Origin of the sequence: Roseovarius sp. THAF27 (assembly GCF_009363655.1) — a bacterium.
In the GTDB taxonomy this organism is placed as follows: Bacteria; Pseudomonadota; Alphaproteobacteria; order Rhodobacterales; family Rhodobacteraceae; genus Roseovarius.
On the sequence record NZ_CP045394.1, the window covers coordinates 18,153 to 36,033 of the forward strand.

The following is a 17,881-nucleotide window of genomic DNA, read 5'->3' on the forward strand; positions in this document are numbered from 1 at the left end:
AAGCGAAGACCAGAAAGAAAAGAGCCCCCCAAAGTTTCCCCTGGAGAGCCCTCATCATTCGATTAGCACTCATGATGTAGCAACCTCCAGCAAACCGGTCAAGAGTCACCGATTCGGTGGACGGATTTTTATTGCCTTTTCCTGAGCGAAATCTTGGGAAGCGACTGGGAAGTTGTGGGCCAAAACGGTCGTCGTGAACAAACCATGGCATTTACAAAACTATCGATCGGAACCGCTGGTGCTGATGCATCACGCGGTCCAATTTCTGCGGCCGAAACCGACATTTGGACCATCTTCAGGGCACTGAGAGATGCACGCAGCGTGTTCGGTCTACGTCCTGGCCATATCCAAACACTTCAAGCAATGCTCAGTTTCTTGAAACCAGGCCATGGCGAAACGGTTTTCGCGTCCAACAACTCGATTTGCCAGCGCGTCGGCGGTATCGACGAGCGGACCCTTCGCAGACACATCAACCGTTTCGTTGAACTCGGTTTCATCAAGCGCAATGACAGCTCGAACCGAAAGCGCTACCGCGTTCGCTCATCCCGCGGTCAATGCATTAGCTATGGACTGTCTCTAACCCCCCTCCTCCAACGCGCGAACGAGCTTGTCGCCATCGCACATGAGATGGAAAATAACCGGCGGGATCGGATATTTGCCCGCAAACAGATCCTTACAAAGCTCGCCCATTTGGAAGAGCATGATCCCAGCAACACATTCATCAGCCACGCACGGAAAGCTCTACGCAGGAAGCTGAGCCTCCCTGAATACCACGCGCTACTCGCAGACACAGACAGAGAATGCCAGAGTTTACATACCCCAGATGACCCACCAGAAACTGTAGAATTGCCCGCCAATGACAGACAAACTGTCCGGCACCAATCTAAGTCTGAAGAAGAAAAAAAAGATTTAGATAGCAACATAGGCAATGAAGCTCTGAAACCAGACTTGCTAACCTCAGTTTGCGATCAAGCGACGTCCTTCTCCACAGAGAGGCTTAGAGACTGGTTGGACATTGAAAACCATGCTCGAACACTTGCACCCATGATGGGGATTCACCCAGATACATTCGAAAAAGCCAAGAATGCAGTAGGAGCTCAGAAAGCATCATGCGCGATCTTCATCATGCTACAACTTGGAAAACGCATCAGGGACTTTGGAGCGTATTTTCACAGTATTACCTTGGGCCAACGTCAAGACCAGTTTGATCCAATGGCTTTGATCAAGCGTCTATCCAAAACTGCTATGCAAACCGCCTAGTGTCCACCGCGGTGGACGTCTGACTGGCAACTAGTTGTGAACTCTCAGTAGGTTGTTCATCCGGTTCGGAGTTAGGCTGCAATCGCCAAACTCCAGCCGAGGACCCCGAAGGATGAACAACCCACATCAAGGTGCACGTCTCACTGTTCATAGTCGAGAGCTTATCGTCGCCCGCCATGCCGCAGGTCGGCCCGCCCGGCAGATCGCCGAGGAGTTCGGCGTGTCGGTGCGCACGATCCACAAATGGCTCCGACGATACCGGGAGGGCGGTCATGGCGCGCTCGGCAATGGCGCAAGCGCGCCCGTTCGGCGCCCAGGGCGTCTCGGTGAGGCCCGGATCGCTCTGATCCTCGATCTGCGCCGCCGCTTCCGCATGGCGGCGGCGGTCATCGCCGAGCGCCTCGGCCTGGCCCGCTCGACCGTCGCGCGGTGGCTGGCCCGTCATGGTGTCGGACGCCGCGCGGCGCTCGATCCGCCGCCACCCGTCCGGCGCTATCAGCGGGAGAGGCCGGGCGAACTGATCCATATCGACATCAAGAAGCTGGGTCGCTTCGACCGGCCGGGCCATCGCGTCACGGGGTCACGGACGAAGGGATCGAGCCGCGGCGCCGGCTGGGACTTTGTCCATGTCGCCGTCGATGACGCGACCCGGCTGGCCTATGTCGAGGTCCTGCCCGACGAGCGGAAGGAGAGCGCCACCGCCTTTTTGGGCCGCGCGCGGGCCTGGTTCGCCGCGCGCGGCATCAAGGTCGAACGGGTGATGACCGACAACGGGTCATGCTACCGATCGCGCCTCTTCCGCCAGATCCTCGACGCACACACCATCCGTCATATCCGGACCCGGCCCTACACGCCCAAAACCAACGGCAAGGCAGAACGCTTCATCCAGACCCTCATCCGCGACTGGGCCTACGGAGCGACCTACGCCTCCTCCGCTGCACGCAACTCCGACCTGACGCGATGGCTTGACTGGTTCAACCTTCGAAGACCACACTCAGCCCTCAATGGCCAAGCTCCGACAATGGCTCTGAACAACCATATGAGAAGTCACAACTAGTCCAATGACGCGTGGTCTCTCCACATGCATCAAAGCCAACGAGCCAAATTCCAATAGGCCGATACTGCGCGGTCATTCCATGTTCCTCCGTCCGGCCGATGTCCACCGCGGTGGACAGATCCGGCACCAAGTCTCACAACTCACATGCGTGACAGCCGTTCTTCGTCATCCACCACTTCCAACGAACCTTCATTGTCAGTCCAGGCCCACAGGACGATGTTGAGGTCCGACGACGACGCGCCCTTCGCAAAACTCTTGATCAGGAGCCCCGCAAACCGTTCTGCTATGAGGGCGCGTGCTAAATCCTGTGTCGGTACCAATTGGCCATCGAGCATCTTCATGCGCCATGCAGGGTCGGCAAGCATCGCCTCGGTCGCGCCATACCGGTCAAGTCCGTCCTGATGGCGGGTATCGAAAATAGGCCCAAGGTCGGCCTTGTAGGACACCAGGATCGTGGGTTGCAGGCTGCCGACCTGGTTGGCTTCTCGGAGAGCAGTCGTGGGATCCAGCGAGGTGTAGAGGGCAGGGGTGCCCTTTGCGTTAAAGCGCCCTCCATAGAGTTCAGCGCCTCGTCCGGACAGAGGTTCACGCGCATAGACCGGGTTCAGGGCGCGATAGAGTGGCCCTGTGTAGTGCCCATCTTTCAGCGGCATCAGGCAAAGACGCCCGCATCGACCGCATCGATGTATTCCAGAACTTGCTGAGCTCTGCCTTCCTGCACCAGCTGCATGGCTGTCCGGCCATCAAAGCCGGGCAGGGGCTCTGACCGGTACCATGCATAGGCCATCAGTTCCGAGCCGAAGCGGGGCTCGACTTTGTTCAGCACCTCTACCAATTCGCGCAGACGGCGCTGCGTCTTGTCCGAACCGATGCGGGCTCGCCTCTGCAACGCGTCTTTGCCCAAACCGACTGTCAATGCGATCTCTTCTGCTGACGTGCGTAGCACCGCGGCGATCTTGCGCGGTTCGAATTGCCCAGCTTCAGCAAAGTTCGTGATGTGCATGATCTATGCTCCCACAGTGATACTGACGGTATATAACGACAGTATTGCTGAATTTCAAGCTGTCAGGAGGTGCTGTGCCTTCGTTTCCCATGCTAATCCGTAACGCTGCATTCCTCTGAACGCCGGAAATTCTGATTTTTGGGCCTGAAAAGTCGCAGTAGGCGCGTTTTTTGCCGATCGAGAACGTCAGATAAGTTATTTATAATAAGCCAAAGACTACTGCGGTCGGGCTGGGGTTGCCGATATACCTTGCCGATCTTGGACCCCAACCGGCACTGACTGCATGAAGTCCTTGGGAACCGCGGTGGTGTCGGACCCTTGTCAGTTTCCACCGTCCAGTTGGCGGTTGGAAAGTGAAAGTTTTCTTCGTGTTTTGTGACTGACGGATGAGGGCCTTTGGGGTCCCTCAGATGGGTCCGGGCCGGGTTCCGGTCTGTTTTTCCGGATGAAGGGCATTCCCATGCAAACAGGTGTCTTGCGCGTGTTGCGCGCGACCGCTGCCTCTTGGTGGCGGCATAGAGAGCTGTGCCGAGCCGGTCAGACAGGGCTGGCACGGAAGCTTGAGCGGAAAGCCGTTCTCCGCGATCTCGGCTATCTCAGGCAGGCGGCGTCATTGCCAAACGCGCATGTGATCTGCGGGGAGGGTGGGACATTCCTCCATCTCGGTTGGACCACCGTGTCGACCTTCGCGCCGATCGAGCGCTTTCCCTTGGCCGCTCTAGCGGTCGCACGAGGCACGCCGTTCATCGATATCCGACCCGTCACCGATGGCATCGCCTTCGCGAACCTGCCCCGTGTGACACGAGACGGATCGGTCGAACCTGACCCTTGCGCTCTTGGCCGGGCTGTCTCGCTGACCACCTACATCGACATGGTCGAAGCCCTCGGTGCCAGGATCGCCAACGATCCGCGCCCCCGCCAGTCAACCTGATCACCATTCCCTCTCACCCACACACGAAAGGACGCCAGCCATGGCCCGATCCCGCATGCCAAAATTCGATGCCTCCGAGGTCATCACAAACGAAATCATCCGCATCATCGAGCGCGGCGTTCTGCCGTGGCGCAAGCCCTGGACCGCAGGCGGCAGCTCCCGCCCCCTGCGCGTGGGGGGTGAGCCCTACCAAGGGGTCAACAACTTCCTGCTGACCATGCGCACCGTGATGGCGGGCCACAGCTCGCCCTTCTGGATGACGCTGCCGCAAGCCAATGCGTTGGATGCGAAGGTCCGCAAGGGCGAGAAGTCCTCTGTCGTCGTCTATTACGGTCAAAGCCGGAAAGACGCCGGCGGCGAGGACGACCGCAGCGACGGGGATAATCACTCCGAGGAAGCCCGCATCTTCCGCTTCCAAAAATCCTACCGCGTGTTCAATTCCTGCCAGATCGAGGGCCTGCCCGACAGCTTCTATCCAGACCCGGAGCCCGCGCCCGAGCACCCGCCGTCCGAGCCCATCCCGCATATGCAGGCGTTCTTCGACGCGATCGACATCACGACCGTCTTCACGGGCACGGAAGCCTATTATCTGCCACCCGTGGACAAGGTCTACATGCCGTCGATCACCCGGTTCCACGATCCGCGCAATTTCTACGGGGTCTGGGCGCATGAGCTGGCCCATGCCACGAAAGCCCCCCATCGACTGAACCGCGATTTCGGGCTCTCGCAGTTCGGCGACACCTCCTACGCGCGCGAGGAGATCGTCGCGGAACTGACCTCGGTGTTCTTGGGTCAGACGCTCGGCTTCACGGCCCATACGCTCGAGATGAATGCCGCCTATCTCCACAACTGGTTGCGCGTTCTTCGGTCGGACAAGGGTGCGATCTTCCGGCACGCCGCGGATGCGCAGCGTGCCTGTGATTACCTGATCGCCAGATCGGAGGCGGGTAGTGCAAGGGAGGGCGCCGAGGCCGCCTGACCACAGGGAGAACGGAGATGCCCATGTCACGTAAGGAACCCAAGACGCTGCGGGTGGCCTGCTTCAACGACGGCCGCCGCAAGATCATCACCTTCAAACGCGGTGCCTATTGGTGGAGCCCGTCCGAGGGTGCCTATCCGCTCTCGGCGGCACTTGAGAGCATCAAGGAACAAGGCGGTTGGATCGAAACCATCCCCAACCCGAATTACAGACCCAAGGGGCTGTTCGGGTAGGGCGCCTTCTGCTTTGTTCCTCCGCCCCGCGGAAAAGAAAAAGCAGGCTTTGGGAAGGGTGTTTCAACTTCTCAACGGAGAGCCCTATGACCATCACCGCACAACCCCAGACAGACCGCCCGGATCCGAGTGTGATCGCAGCGCAGAACGACGCGTTTCGCAAGTTTGCGTGCCTCGGGGTGCCGCCGGTGCAGCCCATACAGGGCCGGATGCATGTCACCCGCTCGCTAATGGAGGCTGGCGACGGCTTCATGGCCGAGGCGGTGAAGGCAACTGGCGAGTTTGCCATGTTCGAGCCTGAGAATGACCCTGAAGGCTGGCACGATTTCGGGGCGGTCGAGATCCGGGGCGAGACCGTGTTCTGGAAAATTGACCTGCATGAGGAAATTACATTTTCAAGTCCTTTTCGTTTAGTGCAACGCTGGTTTGGCTCCTCAAATATGCTCACTCCAGTGGCATCGACTTGCATACGGTGGGCGTGCTGCCCGAACCAAATTTCCGTTCACGTTCCCGGAATGGAGCCGCCTTGGTTGGGACCAAACTTCTACAGGGTTTGTGAAGACCATCAATCTTCTCGGTCACTCAACCATCCGGCGTTGCGCGTTATTCTGAAGTTTCAGTATCCCGTATTACACCTCCGCCTTCAGAACCGCGCCAGACGGGACAAGTCCCGTTTCCACATATCGCCACAAAGCCACGATGAGCTTGCGGGCAAGAGCCACAATGGCGACTTTCTTTCTCACCCCTGGGCGTTCAGCAGTGTATTTTCTGAACCAGCGCGCGAGTGCGCTTTGTGGCTGATACCGCAGCCAGCACCACGCCAGCTCGATCCCGAGGGTTCGCGCCGGTCGATTGCCAGCTTTGCTGATCCCTTGGCTTCGTTCCACGTCACCGCTGGAATAGGGGCTGGGCGTCAGACCAAGATAGGAAGACAGGTGCCGCCTGTTCTTGAACTCTCGCCCGAACACCTCTGCGGACAAGAGCATCGCACTGTGTCGTCCAACACCGCGAAGCCCTTCGAGCAGCACTGCCTTTTCGTGCTCGGGGAACTGTTCAGATTCAGCTGCAAGAGCTTCGTCGCGTTCCTCGGCCAGAGCCTTGATCATCTTGTTCGTCAGTTCCAAGCGTTCGAAAGATCGCACGATCTCGCGCATGAGCTGATCGGGGAAAGGGCGGCCATCGGCAGTTTCGAGGCCCTCCAGTTTCTTGCGCCATGTGACCATCGCTGGATTGATATGCCGGACGCCTTGCAGGGCGAGGAGGGCACGAATGCGATTGATGTGGCCAGTGCGCTCGCTCATCAGCCTCTTGCGCTCTCGATGGAAGCGTTTGGCGTCTTCTTCAGCAACGGTCGGGACGCGCACAGTGCGGAATGCCTTTCGATCACCGAAACAGTAGTTCTTCAGCAGAACGACCATGCCTTCGGCGTCGACGCGATCCGTTTTGACCCGGCGCGCTTTGCGGTTCACGAGAAAGCTGGTCGGATCCACAACCAAAGTCTCGATCCCTTCGTTGGACAGCAGCCTCTGCAGCCAGAAACCATCGTATCCAGTTTCGAAGCAAACGATCGGCCGCTGATCAGGCCCGCAAAGCTCAATCGCCTCCGCAACGGTCGCTCGAACCAGATCAATCAGTCCTGCCGTATCAAACCCGTCCAAACGCACGGATTTGATCTTGGCCAACTGCGGCGCATCAAGCGCCACAAGCCATTTCGATTTGCTCAGATCAATGGCGACAAAGCAGGTTGCCGCAATGGTTGGCGTCATCATCTTGGAAATCTCCTGTTGTTTGAGTTTGCGCCCAACCTATCCGATCAGCGCGACCTCCTGCATGGAAACTTCTATGAGGCGGATTCCGACTTCCGCTACGGGGCCGAGGCCCCAGACAACCCTGCCACCACAATGCGCGTGCTGACCATCATGCTGGCGCGCGACTGGTAGAGGGGCAGGGGACGCCTCCCCCTGACATCTCAGGCGATGAAGGTCCGCTGCCCCAAAAAGGCAAAGCGGGCCTTCTATCGTTGTGATCCCCGAAGCCGGGGATTGGTCACGCGCGTGAAGGCGCAGGCCATACCTCACCCACCTGGAAGGATATCCCATGACCGCAAGTTTTACCCCCCTCACCGTCGCCATTGGCGATCTGACAGCTCACCCCGCCAATGTGCGCAGCAACTCGCCGGAAACTTATGATCCCGAAAACATCGCGCATCTAAAGGCCAGCATCGCTGTGCTGGGCCTGCTCCAGCCGCTCCTTGTCCAGAAGCTCGACGGCAAATACGCCGTGCTTGCCGGTGGCCGGCGACATGCCGCGCTGAAGGAACTGGTCGCCGACAAGGCCGCGAAGGGCTTCACGGCGAAGGCCAAGATCGACTGCCGTCTTGTGCCAGAGGATTGCGATGTCACCACGGTCCTGTCGCTCGCCGAGAACGTCACCCAGGCGCCGATGAACGCGATCGACGAGTTCGAGGCTTTCGCCCGGATGATGGAAGTCGACGGCCAAACGCCCGAGACGATCGCCAAGACCTTCGGCACGACCGTTGCCGCCGTGAAAGGCCGGCTGCGCTACGGGCTGATCCATCCCGATATCCGCGCCGCGGCCCGGGCCAAGACGATCACGCTCGATACGATGAAGGCCTTTGCGGAGCATCCGAGCCAGGAGGTGCAGCGCGAGGTCTATGACGCGCTCACCAAGGAAGATAGCTATCTGCAAGCCTACACGGTCCGTCAGGCGCTGAAGTCTCGAGGCGTGCAGGTCAGCGACGATATCGGGGCCTTCGTGCGCGAGGACTATGAGGCCCGCGGCGGCGCTGTCGCGGCCGATCTTCTGGAAGAGCATTCGGTGCTGGAAGACGCCGCACTGGTCGAGACCATCCTGCTCGAGAAGCTCGGTGCCGCCGCCGAGGAGGCCCGCGCAAAACTGGGCTTTGCTTGGGCTGATGCTTTGGTGCGCTATGATTACGCGACCATGGCCGACTATGGCCGCGTCTATCCCGGCCCGATCGAGCCAGATGAGGCGGCCCAGAAGCGCATCGACGAGATCACCGCCGAGCTTGAGAAACTGCAGCTCGAGATGGAGGATGAGGGGCTCGAAGACGACGCTTACAATGCGCTCTACGACCGGGTGGACGCTCTGGAAGAGGAAGCCCGCGATCTGCAGGAGGCCTACAGCGCCGATGATCTCGCCCGTGCAGGCGTGATTGCGTCTTGGTCGAACGGGCAGATCACGCTCCATGTGGGCCTCGTCCGCCCGGAGGACATCGTGAAAGAAGAGGGCGCGCCCAGTTCCTCGACCAACACCACCGGAGAGGAGGCCCCCGACGCTGGCGAAATCAGCTACCCGGCCTCGCTGGCCGAGGACCTCAAGACCGAGCGGGCCATGGCGCTCGGGGCCGCGATGGCGCTGCATCCCGAGGCCACGCTCGATCTGACGCTCTTCAAGCTGGTCAGTGACGTTCTGGCCAGCGGCATGAGTGTCACGCAGGCGATCAAGATCGATGCCCGCAAGGAATACCGCAGCCATGCCAAAATGGACGAGATCGACGAGACCTCGCTTGAGCAGGTGGCGGCGGCGCATGATGCGCTTGACCTCTCGTGGCTCGATGAGGCCCGGTCCCCAGCCGATCAGTTCACGGCGTTCCGCGCGCTGGAGGCAGGCGAGAAGGCCAAGCTCGTCGCCTATGCGACGGCCAGCACGACGCAGTCCTGCTTCGCGCGGGACCCGCGGCGCGACAGCCTGATGCATGACTTCGAGATCGAGATCATGCCCGACATTCGGGCGCATTGGACGCCGAATGCGGCGCTCTTCAACCGCTTCAAGAAGGCCTGGCTCCTGAAGATCCTCGGCGAGGATTTGGGCCTGGCCCAGGAGGCGGTGACGTTGGCCTCGTCGAGCAAGAAGGAGATTGTGGCCTTCTGCGACAAGCTCTTCGCCGAGCCCTTCGCCACGCTCACGGAAGCGCAGCGCGCTGCCGTGGCCGCCTGGTGCCCCCCTATGATGCAGACCTACGGTGTCGCTTTTGATAACGCGGAGCCCACTGCGGAAACCCCGGAACCTGACAGCGAGATCGCGCAAGCGGCCTGAGTCCTCTCGCGACCCGCGCGAGGCGCAATGCCCGCGCGGGTCCATCTTCCCACACCGAACAGAAAGACATCCCCATGGCTATTCTCAAGTTCTCTGCCTCAGCCGTTGCGGCGCAGATCGCCCATGCGCGCGCTTGCAAAACCTTCCTGCCCAACTGGAACGGGCCCGTGGACAGGCCGGCCCTGATCCTCATCGTCGGCAACGGCGTGCATCTGCGCTCGAACGGCATCGACGGCACAACCACCCGCATCGTCACGACCGAACAGGCCGATCCGTCCTTCGCCTTTGCCGACGGCATGAACCCGTTTCGGGATACCGATTGGATGGCTCAGCGCCGCATGGCGTCTCGTGATCTGACCGGGCAGTTCTACACCGACATTCTCGACGATGTGCAGGTGCTGATCGACCGGGGGCAGGGGGCGATCCGGTTCGCCACCGATGGTCACAGCATCCGCGTCTTCGTGCGCCGTGCGTCGGATTATCTCATCGGCGGGACCTACGAGGTGCCTTCAGGTCTTGGCGGCACCTTCCGGGTCATCCTCAAGGATGCCTGCGACACCTTCGCGATCGTGCAGAACTGTGGCAATTGCGAGGATTTCGACGCCATGCAGCCCTATCGCGTGCCTCTCGATTCGCTGATGGAGATCGATGACCGGAGGGTGGCATAACGCGCCCTTTCTCAAACAAGCATCGCCAATACCCTGCCGGGCCTGCGGCCCTCTCGGGACATTGGCGGCAACAATTTTCTCCAACGAGAGAAAGGACTCTGAAATGGGATGGCTGTTCTACACTGACCGCCGCGTCAAAACCTACGCGGACGAGAAAGCGGAGATTGCCCGGCTCTGCACCTTTGAGGGCGACACACGCAAAACAGAACTGGTCAAGGCCTGTAAGGTTGGCTCCACCTGGTATGCGGCGGCAAAGGTCACCAATCTCGACGGCACCCCTGTCGAGGACGCGACCTATGTCACGGATGCGGACGGCTCGATCACTTTCGGAGCTGTCTTCCTCACCCGATACGATGACGGCTGCTGGGGTTACAAGGATATGGAGGAAAGTGCTGGCCCGAATGAGTCGCGCGCTCCCCTTGCGCTGATCGAGCTCCTCTCCAACCTGAAAGACCCGGACAGCTACGCCCATGCCTGGCGTCAGCGCTGCCGGGATTGGGCTGCGATCCCGGACTACGAGGAAGGCGACAAGATCAGGCTCGCGACCCCTGTGACGCTCACCGATGGCAGCACCTGCCAGATCGTCACCGCGACCCACTACAGGCGCGGGCGGCAAAAACGCCGCTGCTACCGCATCGAGGAAACCTGCGGGCTCGTACGCCTCTCGAAGGCCACGCTTGCGGGTTCGGAGCTGCTCAGCTCCGCGAAAGGTGCTGCCAGCCCGGTGCTGGCGGAGTATCTCGCGGGGCGAGAATAGGTGCCGCGCCGGACAGTTCATCGAGCTGCTGGCGACAGCAGATCCTGCGGCTTGTCTTGACAAGACAATGCAAATGCATTACCTATCACGGGCAGCAAAGCCCCTTTTCTTTCAGGAGACTGCCATGACAGCACTCGCACAAGACGTCTCGAAACTCACGGACCGGTATCAGACGACCGTGCCTGCGGGTGTGCGCAAGCAGCTCAAGCTGGGCAAGGGCGACCAGATTCGCTACTGCACCGAGCCGAGTGGCCGGGTCTATATCGAGCCCGTGCGCAGCGACGAGGATGATCCCGCGCTCGGCGCGTTTCTCGATTTTGTCGAGGCCGATATCAAGGCGCATCCGGATCGCATTCGGGCGTTCGATGGGGCTTTGCATGACCGTCTTGCAGCACTGGTCGGAGACGTTGACGTCGATCTCGATGCGCCGCTATCGCTCGAGGATGAATGAACGGCGATAGCGTGCCGGCCCACGCGCCCCTTGTCATAAACGGATGGTCGATTTACGCGCATCCGCTCTTTCTTGACCAGCTCGAAGGGCTGACCCTGGAAGTCGAGGCGCGAAAGGCACGCGATCCAAAGACCTGGCGCAAGAAAAACCCGACGAAACGGCTGGCCGCCATCTTCAAGCTGGTCACCGAGGCCATACCGGCAGATCCCGGTGCTGCGGCCTTCCGGCAAGGCGGCACGCTCGGGGATCACCGCAAGCACTGGTTCCGCGCGAAATTCTTCCAGCAGTATCGGTTGTTCTACCGGTTCAACAGCGATGCCAAAGTCATCGTGGTGGCCTGGGTGAACGACGACAAGACCCTGCGCGCCTATGGCAGTAAGACGGATGCCTATGCGACCTTCAAAGGGATGTTGGAAGATGGCAACCCACCTGACAATTTCGACGCGCTCTTGAAAGAAGCTGAGGCGGCGGACAAGCGGTTCGAGACGTCTCTTGAAGCGGCGACCGATCGGTAAGTGGCCCGATTAGCTGTGAACCTTTCGGCCTTGCCGTTTACGGCACCACTGTGGGTGATGTAGCATCGACCCATAGTATAGTCGGAGAAAGCGCAATGGACCCAACGGGTAAGGAACAGCCGCACCTCGGTCTCGAGGAGCATTTCCGTGGCGGCTGATGTCAATTCGTATGACGCGTGGTTTCGTGCGCAGACACAGGCCGCGCTTGAGGATGCGCGCGCTGGAACTTCACAGGTTCAGGTAATGCAGGCCGCGCAGGCTTTGATTGATGCGAAGCGCCAGGGCCAATCCAAGCCCTGACCAAGCCTTGGAGGTCAGCGCGGTCTGACCACGTCACCCAGAAAAGCGAAAGCAGGCTTTTTGTCCTTTGGAACTCAGACCCTGATCCAAAGGAAAATCCCCATGTCCAGGCCCAAACCGTCAAATCCGGCTCTCACAATCTCCGACGCTGATCTCGCCTCTGCGCTGGCGCAAATCGGCGCAGAGATCGATCACCAGCCCCTGCGCAGTTCGGCGCTCGCACGCATCATGCGGCAGGCGTTCGGCGGCAGCGATGCCAGTGGCGCGTGGGACTGGCGCATGGCCTATGACCTGATGCAGGCCGGGGCCATCCAGGTGCTGCTGCGTGGAGACGGTGCAGCAGGTGACATCGCCACCGCAAAGCTGCTTGCCTCACGGCTCCTCACGGAAACGCGCCGGTCGGAGCAGCAGATCCGGTTGCAGCAGTTTTCCACGCCGTTGCCTTTCGCGGCCCTGGCCGTGCGGGCGGCAGCCATTCGTAAGGGCGAGACCGTGCTGGAACCCTCGGCTGGCACCGGCGCCTTGGCCGCTTTCGCCGCCCGGGCCGGTGCCACGTTTCTGCTCAACGAGATCGACCCTTTGCGCCAGCGCCTCCTGCGCGTGGTCTTCGGCGGCGAGGTGACGAGCCATGACGGCGAGCATATCGACGATCTGCTGCAGACGCCGGTTCTACCCGACGTCGTGGTGATGAACCCGCCCTTTGCCTCCTCGGTCGATCGCTCGCGAGACAAGCACATCGCTGCCAAACATCTCGTCGCGGCAGCCAAGCGCCTGGCACCAGGTGGGCGGCTGGTGGCGATCATGCCGCCATGGTTCAGCCCGGAGCGTGATGCCGCGCATTGGTCGCGCGCCTGCGGTCTCCTGACGCCGCGACTGGCGTTGACGATGCCGGGGCAGGTCTACCGCAAGCTCGGCACCTCTGTCGAAACCCAGCTCATGATCTTCGACAAGGTGCGGGAGGACGGCGAACTCATCCGCGCCGCGGTTCAGGGTCTTGAGGAAGCCCTTCCTTTTGTCGACACCGTGGCCGCAAACCGGCCTGAGACGCGCCCCGCCCAACGGGCGGCGACAAACCCTCATGCGCGATCGGTCGGTCCAGTACCTGTCACGCGCAAGCACCCAGTTGCCAGAGTTGCGGCGTCCAACGCTCAGACCAACGCTGCCATATCGCTCACTTTCACAAGCCTTGAGGCTCCGCGCGACAACACGCCCGTCTCGGACATCTATGCGCGCTACCGCCCGCAGCGGATCGAGATCGCGGGTGCGCAGGAACATCCCACGCCGCTCGTCGAGAGCATCGCCATGGCCTCTGTCGCGCCGCCGGTGCCATCAGGCGCGGCCAGTGCGGAATTGCGCCTGCCCGCCAAGCTGATCGAGGAGGGGCATCTCTCCGAGGCGCAGCTCGAGACGATCATCATGGCGCATGATGCCCACGGGCGCGACCTGCCGGGGCGGTTCACGATCGATGACGACCAGACCAAACTGACGCGCGCCGATGATGACCCGGAGGCACGTGCCTATCGCCTTGGGTATTTCCTAGGGGACGGTACCGGCTGCGGCAAGGGGCGCGAATGCGCCGGGCTCATCTTGGTGAACTGGCTGGCCGGCACCAGGAAGGCGATCTGGGTCTCCAAATCCGCGACGCTCATCGAGGACGCGATACGCGACTGGACCGATCTCGGCGGCTCGCCCGCCGACATCCAGCCGCTCTCCAAATGGAAACCGGACCAGCCCATCCCGATGGGCGACGGTATCCTCTTCGTGACCTACGCCACGCTGCGGTCCGCGGGCAAATGCGGCACCACGCGACGGAGCCAGATCCTCGACTGGATGGGCGCTGATTTCGACGGCGTCCTCGCTTTTGATGAGGCCCATGCCATGCAGAACGCGGCAGGGTCCGAGCAGGGCAGGGGGGTCAAACCCTCCCAGCAGGGCCTTGCTGGCCTCCGGTTGCAACTGGCAGCACCCCGCGCCCGCGTCTTCTACATCTCGGCCACGGGTGCTACGAGCGTGCACAATCTCGCCTATGCAGCGCGGCTGGGGCTCTGGGGGCAAGGCCCCGAATATCCCTTCCCGAACCGCGAGAGTTTTGTCTCGGCGATGGAGGCGGGTGGTGTCGCTGCTATGAAGGTGGTCGCCCGCGATCTCAAGACGCTCGGGCTCTATACGGCGCGCGCCCTCAGCTTCGATGGCGTGGAGTATGACGTGCTCGAACACGCGCTCATCCCGGCCCAGATCGAGATCTACGACGCTTACGCGGGCGCGTTTCGGACGATCCACCACAATCTCGAAGCCGCTTTGACCGCGACTGGCGTCAATGACGCCTCGGGGGAGACCAATGCCTCGGCCGCTCGCGCCTCGGCCAAGTCCCGCTTCGAGAGCACGAAACAGCGCTTCTTCAACCATCTCCTGATGGGCATGAAAGCCCCGAGTATCATCCGCGCAATCAAGGACGATCTAGTGGCGGGCCACGCTTGCGTCATCCAGGTGGTCTCGACAGGTGAGATCCTGCTGAAACGCCGGCTTGAGACGATGGAGTCCGACGACGAGCTCGTCGAGGGTGCCTTGACGCCGCGCGACTATGTTCTGGGCTACCTCGAACAGGCCTTCCCGATCCACGCGCAAAAGCTGGTCGAGATCGACGGCAATATGATGGCCGAGCCGCTCAGGGACGAGACCGGCGCACTCGTTGTCTCGCGCGAGGCGCTCGCCCTACGAGATGCGGCCATGATGGAGTTGATGACGCTGGCCCCGATCCCGTCGGCGCTCGACCAGATCCTCTGGGCCTTTGGCGACGAGGCCGTGGCCGAAGTGACCGGAAGGTCGATCCGACCTCTGAAGGCGGACGATGGCCACCTCTTCATCGAGAAACGCTCGGCCAGCAGCAATTCCTCCGAGACCCAAGCTTTCATGGACGGCGAGAAGGATATCCTGATCTTTTCTGACGCGGGCGGCACGGGCCGATCTTATCATGCGGCGCAGACGGCGAAGAACCAGAAACGTCGCCGGCACTATCTTCTGGAGCCCGGCTGGCGCGCCGATGCGGCCATCCAGGGGCTGGGCCGCACGCATCGATCGGCCCAGGTGAGCGCGCCCTTCTTCCGGGTCTGCACCTCCGATGTGCATGGCGAGAAGCGCTTCACCTCGACGATAGCCAAACGCCTCGACCAGCTGGGGGCCCTAACCAAGGGCCAACGCGAGACCGGCTCGCAAGGCATGTTCCGGGAGGAGGACAATCTCGAAAGCCCGATCGCACGGGCCGCACTGCGTGGCTATTTCGCCGATCTTGCCGCCGGGCGCGCCGAGGCGATGAGCTACGAGAGTTTCACCGATTGGACAGCTTTGCGGCTGATCGACAAGGACGGGGTGCTGCTCGAAGAGCTGCCCCCGATCCAGCGGTTTCTCAACCGGGTGCTGGCGCTGCCCATCCACATGCAGAACGCGCTTTTTGCCGAGTTCATGCGCCGGATCGCCGATCAGACGGAACGGGCGCGCGCGGCGGGCACGCTCGATCTCGGCGTCGAAACCCTGCGCGGCGAAAGGATCGAACAGGTCTCCACTGAGGATCTCTGGACCTGCCCGAAATCCGGTGCGGTCACGCGGATCATTGGGCTCGAGGTCACCGATCCGGTTCATGTGCTGTCGGCTGATGACGCCCTCGCGCGCAATCCGGACAAGCTGCCCATGGTCAATCGCGCCTCCGGTCGCGCGGCGCTCATCTCGGCGCGCCCGATGCAGATGTATGACGAGGATATCGTCACCCTCATGCGCAAGGCCGTGCGGCCCAACGGGTCGAGCTATCTTGAGGAGACAAGGTTCGAGGCCTCGGCCTGGGAAGAGATCGGCAAGCCTGAGTTTGCAGTGCTTTGGGATGCCGAGGCCGCGTCCCTGCCGAAAACCACCACGACCAAGCTCTATCTGCTGACTGGGCTGCTGTTGCCGGTCTGGAAGGACATCCCGACCACCAATGAGCGCATCTATAGGGTCACGCCCGACGGGGCGACCGCCATGATCGGGCGCACGCTGAGCGAGGAAGGGGCGGCCGCGCTGCGCGCCCGCTTCCTCGTCTCCGACCCGTAGACGCCGCAAGAAATGCTGACCGCCGCCCTCGGCACCACAGCGCCGGTCGATCTTGGCCGGGGTCTCACCCTGACCCGCCGCCGGGTCGCAGGCGAGATGCGTCTCGAGCTGGGCGGTGCGGATCGGGGCATGATCGAGGGTCTCAAGGCCATGGGGTGTTTCACCGAAATCATCGCCTTCCAGCTGCGGGTATTTCTGCCGCATGGGGACGGTGTCGACACGGTCAGCATTCTGACCCGGATCGTGGGGCAGCTGCCACACGCCGCGTCTGTGGCAGCAGAATAGGGAAGGGTGAGATCATGACTCTCGAAGACATCAAGGCGGCCGTCGATGCCGGTCAGACCGTGCACTGGGCCAATACCGGCTACGTTGTCCACAGGGACAGGCTCGGCCAATACCTGATCACCTATGTGCCGAACGGCAGCTGCATCGGGCTGACAGACCGGAGCGGGCAGCGGTTGAACGGGGAGGAAGCAGAGTTCTTTATCGCTGGACCGAAGTGTGGCGACGAGAAGAGCCAGGACAGCCAACTGAGACCAGACGGGCAGGGGAGGGGCGTCGTACCCGGCGGGGAGGTGGCACAGACTCTCAGGCGCCAGCGCTGAACTGAAGGTTGGGAAGAAAGGAAAGCGAGCTTTCTGGTTTGTGATCCCACGAGGGGTCGAAAAAGCAATCCCGGTTGTGCTGGCAAGGACGTCAGGCACCGGCCAATCCAAGAAGGAACCATCCCATGTTCGCAGGAACCCTGAACCGCAATGTCGAGACCGCAGCCGCCGAGTACACCGGCATGATTCATTCGACGCGCTTTGACATCGCCATCCAGCTCGAAACCCGCCCGAAGATGTCCGAACGCAGCCCGGATTTTGATGTGACCGCGGTCAACAAGTCGGGCCGCAAGGTGCGCATCGGCACAGCCTGGAGCGCGACCGGCAATACCAGTGGCAACCCCTACATCTCGATGCAGATCGATGTCGGCCTGGGCCCGTTCCGCGTCAATGCCGTGCAGACGAAGGAAGCGCGGGCGGCCAAAAGCGACGAATTCGAGATCATCCCGCTGGTCTCGAACGGCCTGATGAAATCCGGCTCGATCTCGGGCGAGCTCACCGCCATGGACGCGGACAACGCCTTCACCGGCTACATCGCCAACATGATGTTCGATCTGGAGTTCATGCTGATCGAGAATGGCTACAAGACCGAGGAGACCCATCCCGACTACCGGATCGAGGTCAGCTCGCCCCGGGGCACGCCGATCCGCGTTGGCTCGGCCTGGATGGCGAAAAGCAGCCGCACGGGCAATGACTACCTGTCGCTGCTGATCAACACGCCCGATGGCGACCTGCGCGTCAACGCCGTGCAGAACGAAGAACAGCGCGGCGGGCAGGCCTTTTCGATCATCCCGTTCATCGACAGCGGTGAACCGCCGCAGAACGCAGATGCCGGGCTGATTCTGGTCGCCTGACGATCCATTGCAAGAATCCTAAACATCCGAGCAGATTGGGGAGCCGCAAGTTCGCGGCTCCCCTTTTGATGTGGTGGATTGGTGGAAAGCACACACTATAATCCGGCT

Annotated in this window: 16 protein-coding genes and 3 pseudogenes; 16 read left to right on the forward strand and 3 right to left on the reverse strand. The window is 61.3% G+C overall.

The features are described 5' to 3' along the window. Window positions 1–204 precede the first annotated feature (204 nt). On the forward strand, window positions 205–1,260 hold the full coding sequence (gene repC, locus FIU89_RS20880) for a plasmid replication protein RepC (RefSeq protein WP_152494674.1): 1,056 nt from the start codon (window positions 205–207) through the stop codon (window positions 1,258–1,260). 112 nt (window positions 1,261–1,372) lie between these two features. Then, window positions 1,373–2,317: an IS481 family transposase gene (locus FIU89_RS20885; protein ID WP_152494627.1), complete on the forward strand. Its 945-nt coding sequence runs from the start codon at window positions 1,373–1,375 to the stop codon at window positions 2,315–2,317. A gap of 140 nt (window positions 2,318–2,457) precedes the next feature. On the opposite strand, the gene FIU89_RS20890 is transcribed toward FIU89_RS20885, so the two are convergent. Both FIU89_RS20890 and FIU89_RS20895 read right to left on the reverse strand, forming a co-directional pair. Further along, window positions 2,458–2,970 (reverse strand): RES family NAD+ phosphorylase, encoded by a 513-nt coding sequence (locus FIU89_RS20890; RefSeq protein WP_152494628.1) that lies wholly within the window; start codon window positions 2,968–2,970, stop codon window positions 2,458–2,460. Continuing rightward, complete coding sequence (locus FIU89_RS20895) at window positions 2,970–3,320, reverse strand: MbcA/ParS/Xre antitoxin family protein (RefSeq protein WP_152494629.1); 351 nt, start codon at window positions 3,318–3,320, stop codon at window positions 2,970–2,972. Before FIU89_RS20895 ends, FIU89_RS20890 begins: the two co-directional genes overlap by 1 nt. 460 nt (window positions 3,321–3,780) lie before the next feature. Between FIU89_RS20895 and FIU89_RS20900 the strand changes: the two genes are divergently transcribed. The 4 genes and pseudogenes from FIU89_RS20900 to FIU89_RS22975 form a co-directional block, all read left to right on the forward strand. Next, window positions 3,781–4,251: a hypothetical protein gene (locus FIU89_RS20900; RefSeq protein WP_254701903.1), complete on the forward strand. Its 471-nt coding sequence runs from the start codon at window positions 3,781–3,783 to the stop codon at window positions 4,249–4,251. 40 nt (window positions 4,252–4,291) lie between these two features. Then, the gene (locus tag FIU89_RS20905; RefSeq protein WP_152494631.1) at window positions 4,292–5,230 is read left to right on the forward strand and encodes an ArdC family protein; all 939 of its coding nucleotides are present in this window, start codon (window positions 4,292–4,294) and stop codon (window positions 5,228–5,230) included. A gap of 23 nt (window positions 5,231–5,253) precedes the next feature. Next, the gene (locus FIU89_RS20910) at window positions 5,254–5,463 is read left to right on the forward strand and encodes a DUF6330 family protein (protein WP_152494632.1); all 210 of its coding nucleotides are present in this window, start codon (window positions 5,254–5,256) and stop codon (window positions 5,461–5,463) included. 86 nt (window positions 5,464–5,549) lie between these two features. Continuing rightward, window positions 5,550–5,846, forward strand: a pseudogene (locus tag FIU89_RS22975) (DUF3768 domain-containing protein); the annotation flags it as partial. Between the two features lie 246 nt (window positions 5,847–6,092). On the opposite strand, the gene FIU89_RS20920 reads toward FIU89_RS22975, so the two are convergent. Next, window positions 6,093–7,232, reverse strand: coding sequence for an IS110 family transposase (locus FIU89_RS20920; RefSeq protein ID WP_368373312.1), 1,140 nt, complete (start codon window positions 7,230–7,232; stop codon window positions 6,093–6,095). Between the two features lie 66 nt (window positions 7,233–7,298). On the opposite strand from FIU89_RS20920, the pseudogene FIU89_RS20925 reads away from it, so the two are divergent. The 10 genes and pseudogenes from FIU89_RS20925 to FIU89_RS20970 all read left to right on the forward strand — a co-directional run. Next, window positions 7,299–7,403, forward strand: a pseudogene (locus FIU89_RS20925) (DUF3768 domain-containing protein); the annotation flags it as partial. A gap of 157 nt (window positions 7,404–7,560) precedes the next feature. Further along, a complete protein-coding gene (locus tag FIU89_RS20930; protein WP_152494633.1) occupies window positions 7,561–9,543 on the forward strand; it encodes a ParB/RepB/Spo0J family partition protein in 1,983 nt (660 codons plus the stop codon). Between the two features lie 74 nt (window positions 9,544–9,617). Continuing rightward, entirely contained in the window at window positions 9,618–10,211 is a 594-nt protein-coding gene (locus FIU89_RS20935; protein WP_152494634.1) for a regulator, read from the forward strand. A 103-nt stretch (window positions 10,212–10,314) separates the two neighbouring features. After that, window positions 10,315–10,968 carry a hypothetical protein gene (locus FIU89_RS20940; protein ID WP_152494635.1) on the forward strand — a complete coding sequence of 218 codons (654 nt, stop codon included), beginning with the start codon at window positions 10,315–10,317 and terminating at the stop codon, window positions 10,966–10,968. Between the two features lie 124 nt (window positions 10,969–11,092). Continuing rightward, a complete protein-coding gene (locus FIU89_RS20945; RefSeq protein WP_036562940.1) occupies window positions 11,093–11,419 on the forward strand; it encodes a type II toxin-antitoxin system PrlF family antitoxin in 327 nt (108 codons plus the stop codon). Continuing rightward, window positions 11,416–11,934, forward strand: coding sequence for a type II toxin-antitoxin system YhaV family toxin (locus FIU89_RS20950; protein WP_152494636.1), 519 nt, complete (start codon window positions 11,416–11,418; stop codon window positions 11,932–11,934). Before FIU89_RS20945 ends, FIU89_RS20950 begins: the two co-directional genes overlap by 4 nt. A gap of 147 nt (window positions 11,935–12,081) precedes the next feature. Next, window positions 12,082–12,234 (forward strand): StaA, encoded by a 153-nt coding sequence (locus tag FIU89_RS20955; protein ID WP_152494637.1) that lies wholly within the window; start codon window positions 12,082–12,084, stop codon window positions 12,232–12,234. 102 nt (window positions 12,235–12,336) lie between these two features. Next, window positions 12,337–16,599 (forward strand): annotated as a pseudogene (locus FIU89_RS20960) (strawberry notch-like NTP hydrolase domain-containing protein). Window positions 16,600–16,613: 14 nt separating this feature from the next. After that, entirely contained in the window at window positions 16,614–16,919 is a 306-nt protein-coding gene (locus FIU89_RS20965) for a hypothetical protein (protein WP_152494638.1), read from the forward strand. 125 nt (window positions 16,920–17,044) lie between these two features. Next, window positions 17,045–17,773 carry a DUF736 family protein gene (locus tag FIU89_RS20970; protein WP_152494639.1) on the forward strand — a complete coding sequence of 243 codons (729 nt, stop codon included), beginning with the start codon at window positions 17,045–17,047 and terminating at the stop codon, window positions 17,771–17,773. Window positions 17,774–17,881: the final 108 nt, after the last annotated feature.

Excerpts from the sequence above, each read along its gene's own strand:
- FIU89_RS20930 (WP_152494633.1), top strand. The coding sequence starts at position 7,561 with ATGACCGCAAGTTTTACCCCCCTCACCGTCGCCATTGGCGATCTGACA.
- FIU89_RS20895 (WP_152494629.1), bottom strand. The coding sequence starts at position 3,320 with ATGCACATCACGAACTTTGCTGAAGCTGGGCAATTCGAACCGCGCAAG.
- FIU89_RS20900 (WP_254701903.1), top strand. The coding sequence starts at position 3,781 with ATGCAAACAGGTGTCTTGCGCGTGTTGCGCGCGACCGCTGCCTCTTGG.
- FIU89_RS20945 (WP_036562940.1), top strand. The coding sequence starts at position 11,093 with ATGACAGCACTCGCACAAGACGTCTCGAAACTCACGGACCGGTATCAG.
- FIU89_RS20905 (WP_152494631.1), top strand. The coding sequence starts at position 4,292 with ATGGCCCGATCCCGCATGCCAAAATTCGATGCCTCCGAGGTCATCACA.
- FIU89_RS20965 (WP_152494638.1), top strand. The coding sequence starts at position 16,614 with ATGACTCTCGAAGACATCAAGGCGGCCGTCGATGCCGGTCAGACCGTG.
- FIU89_RS20950 (WP_152494636.1), top strand. The coding sequence starts at position 11,416 with ATGAACGGCGATAGCGTGCCGGCCCACGCGCCCCTTGTCATAAACGGA.
- FIU89_RS20910 (WP_152494632.1), top strand. The coding sequence starts at position 5,254 with ATGTCACGTAAGGAACCCAAGACGCTGCGGGTGGCCTGCTTCAACGAC.
- FIU89_RS20970 (WP_152494639.1), top strand. The coding sequence starts at position 17,045 with ATGTTCGCAGGAACCCTGAACCGCAATGTCGAGACCGCAGCCGCCGAG.
- FIU89_RS20935 (WP_152494634.1), top strand. The coding sequence starts at position 9,618 with ATGGCTATTCTCAAGTTCTCTGCCTCAGCCGTTGCGGCGCAGATCGCC.
- repC (WP_152494674.1), top strand. The coding sequence starts at position 205 with ATGGCATTTACAAAACTATCGATCGGAACCGCTGGTGCTGATGCATCA.
- FIU89_RS20940 (WP_152494635.1), top strand. The coding sequence starts at position 10,315 with ATGGGATGGCTGTTCTACACTGACCGCCGCGTCAAAACCTACGCGGAC.
- FIU89_RS20885 (WP_152494627.1), top strand. The coding sequence starts at position 1,373 with ATGAACAACCCACATCAAGGTGCACGTCTCACTGTTCATAGTCGAGAG.
- FIU89_RS20920 (WP_368373312.1), bottom strand. The coding sequence starts at position 7,232 with ATGATGACGCCAACCATTGCGGCAACCTGCTTTGTCGCCATTGATCTG.
- FIU89_RS20890 (WP_152494628.1), bottom strand. The coding sequence starts at position 2,970 with ATGCCGCTGAAAGATGGGCACTACACAGGGCCACTCTATCGCGCCCTG.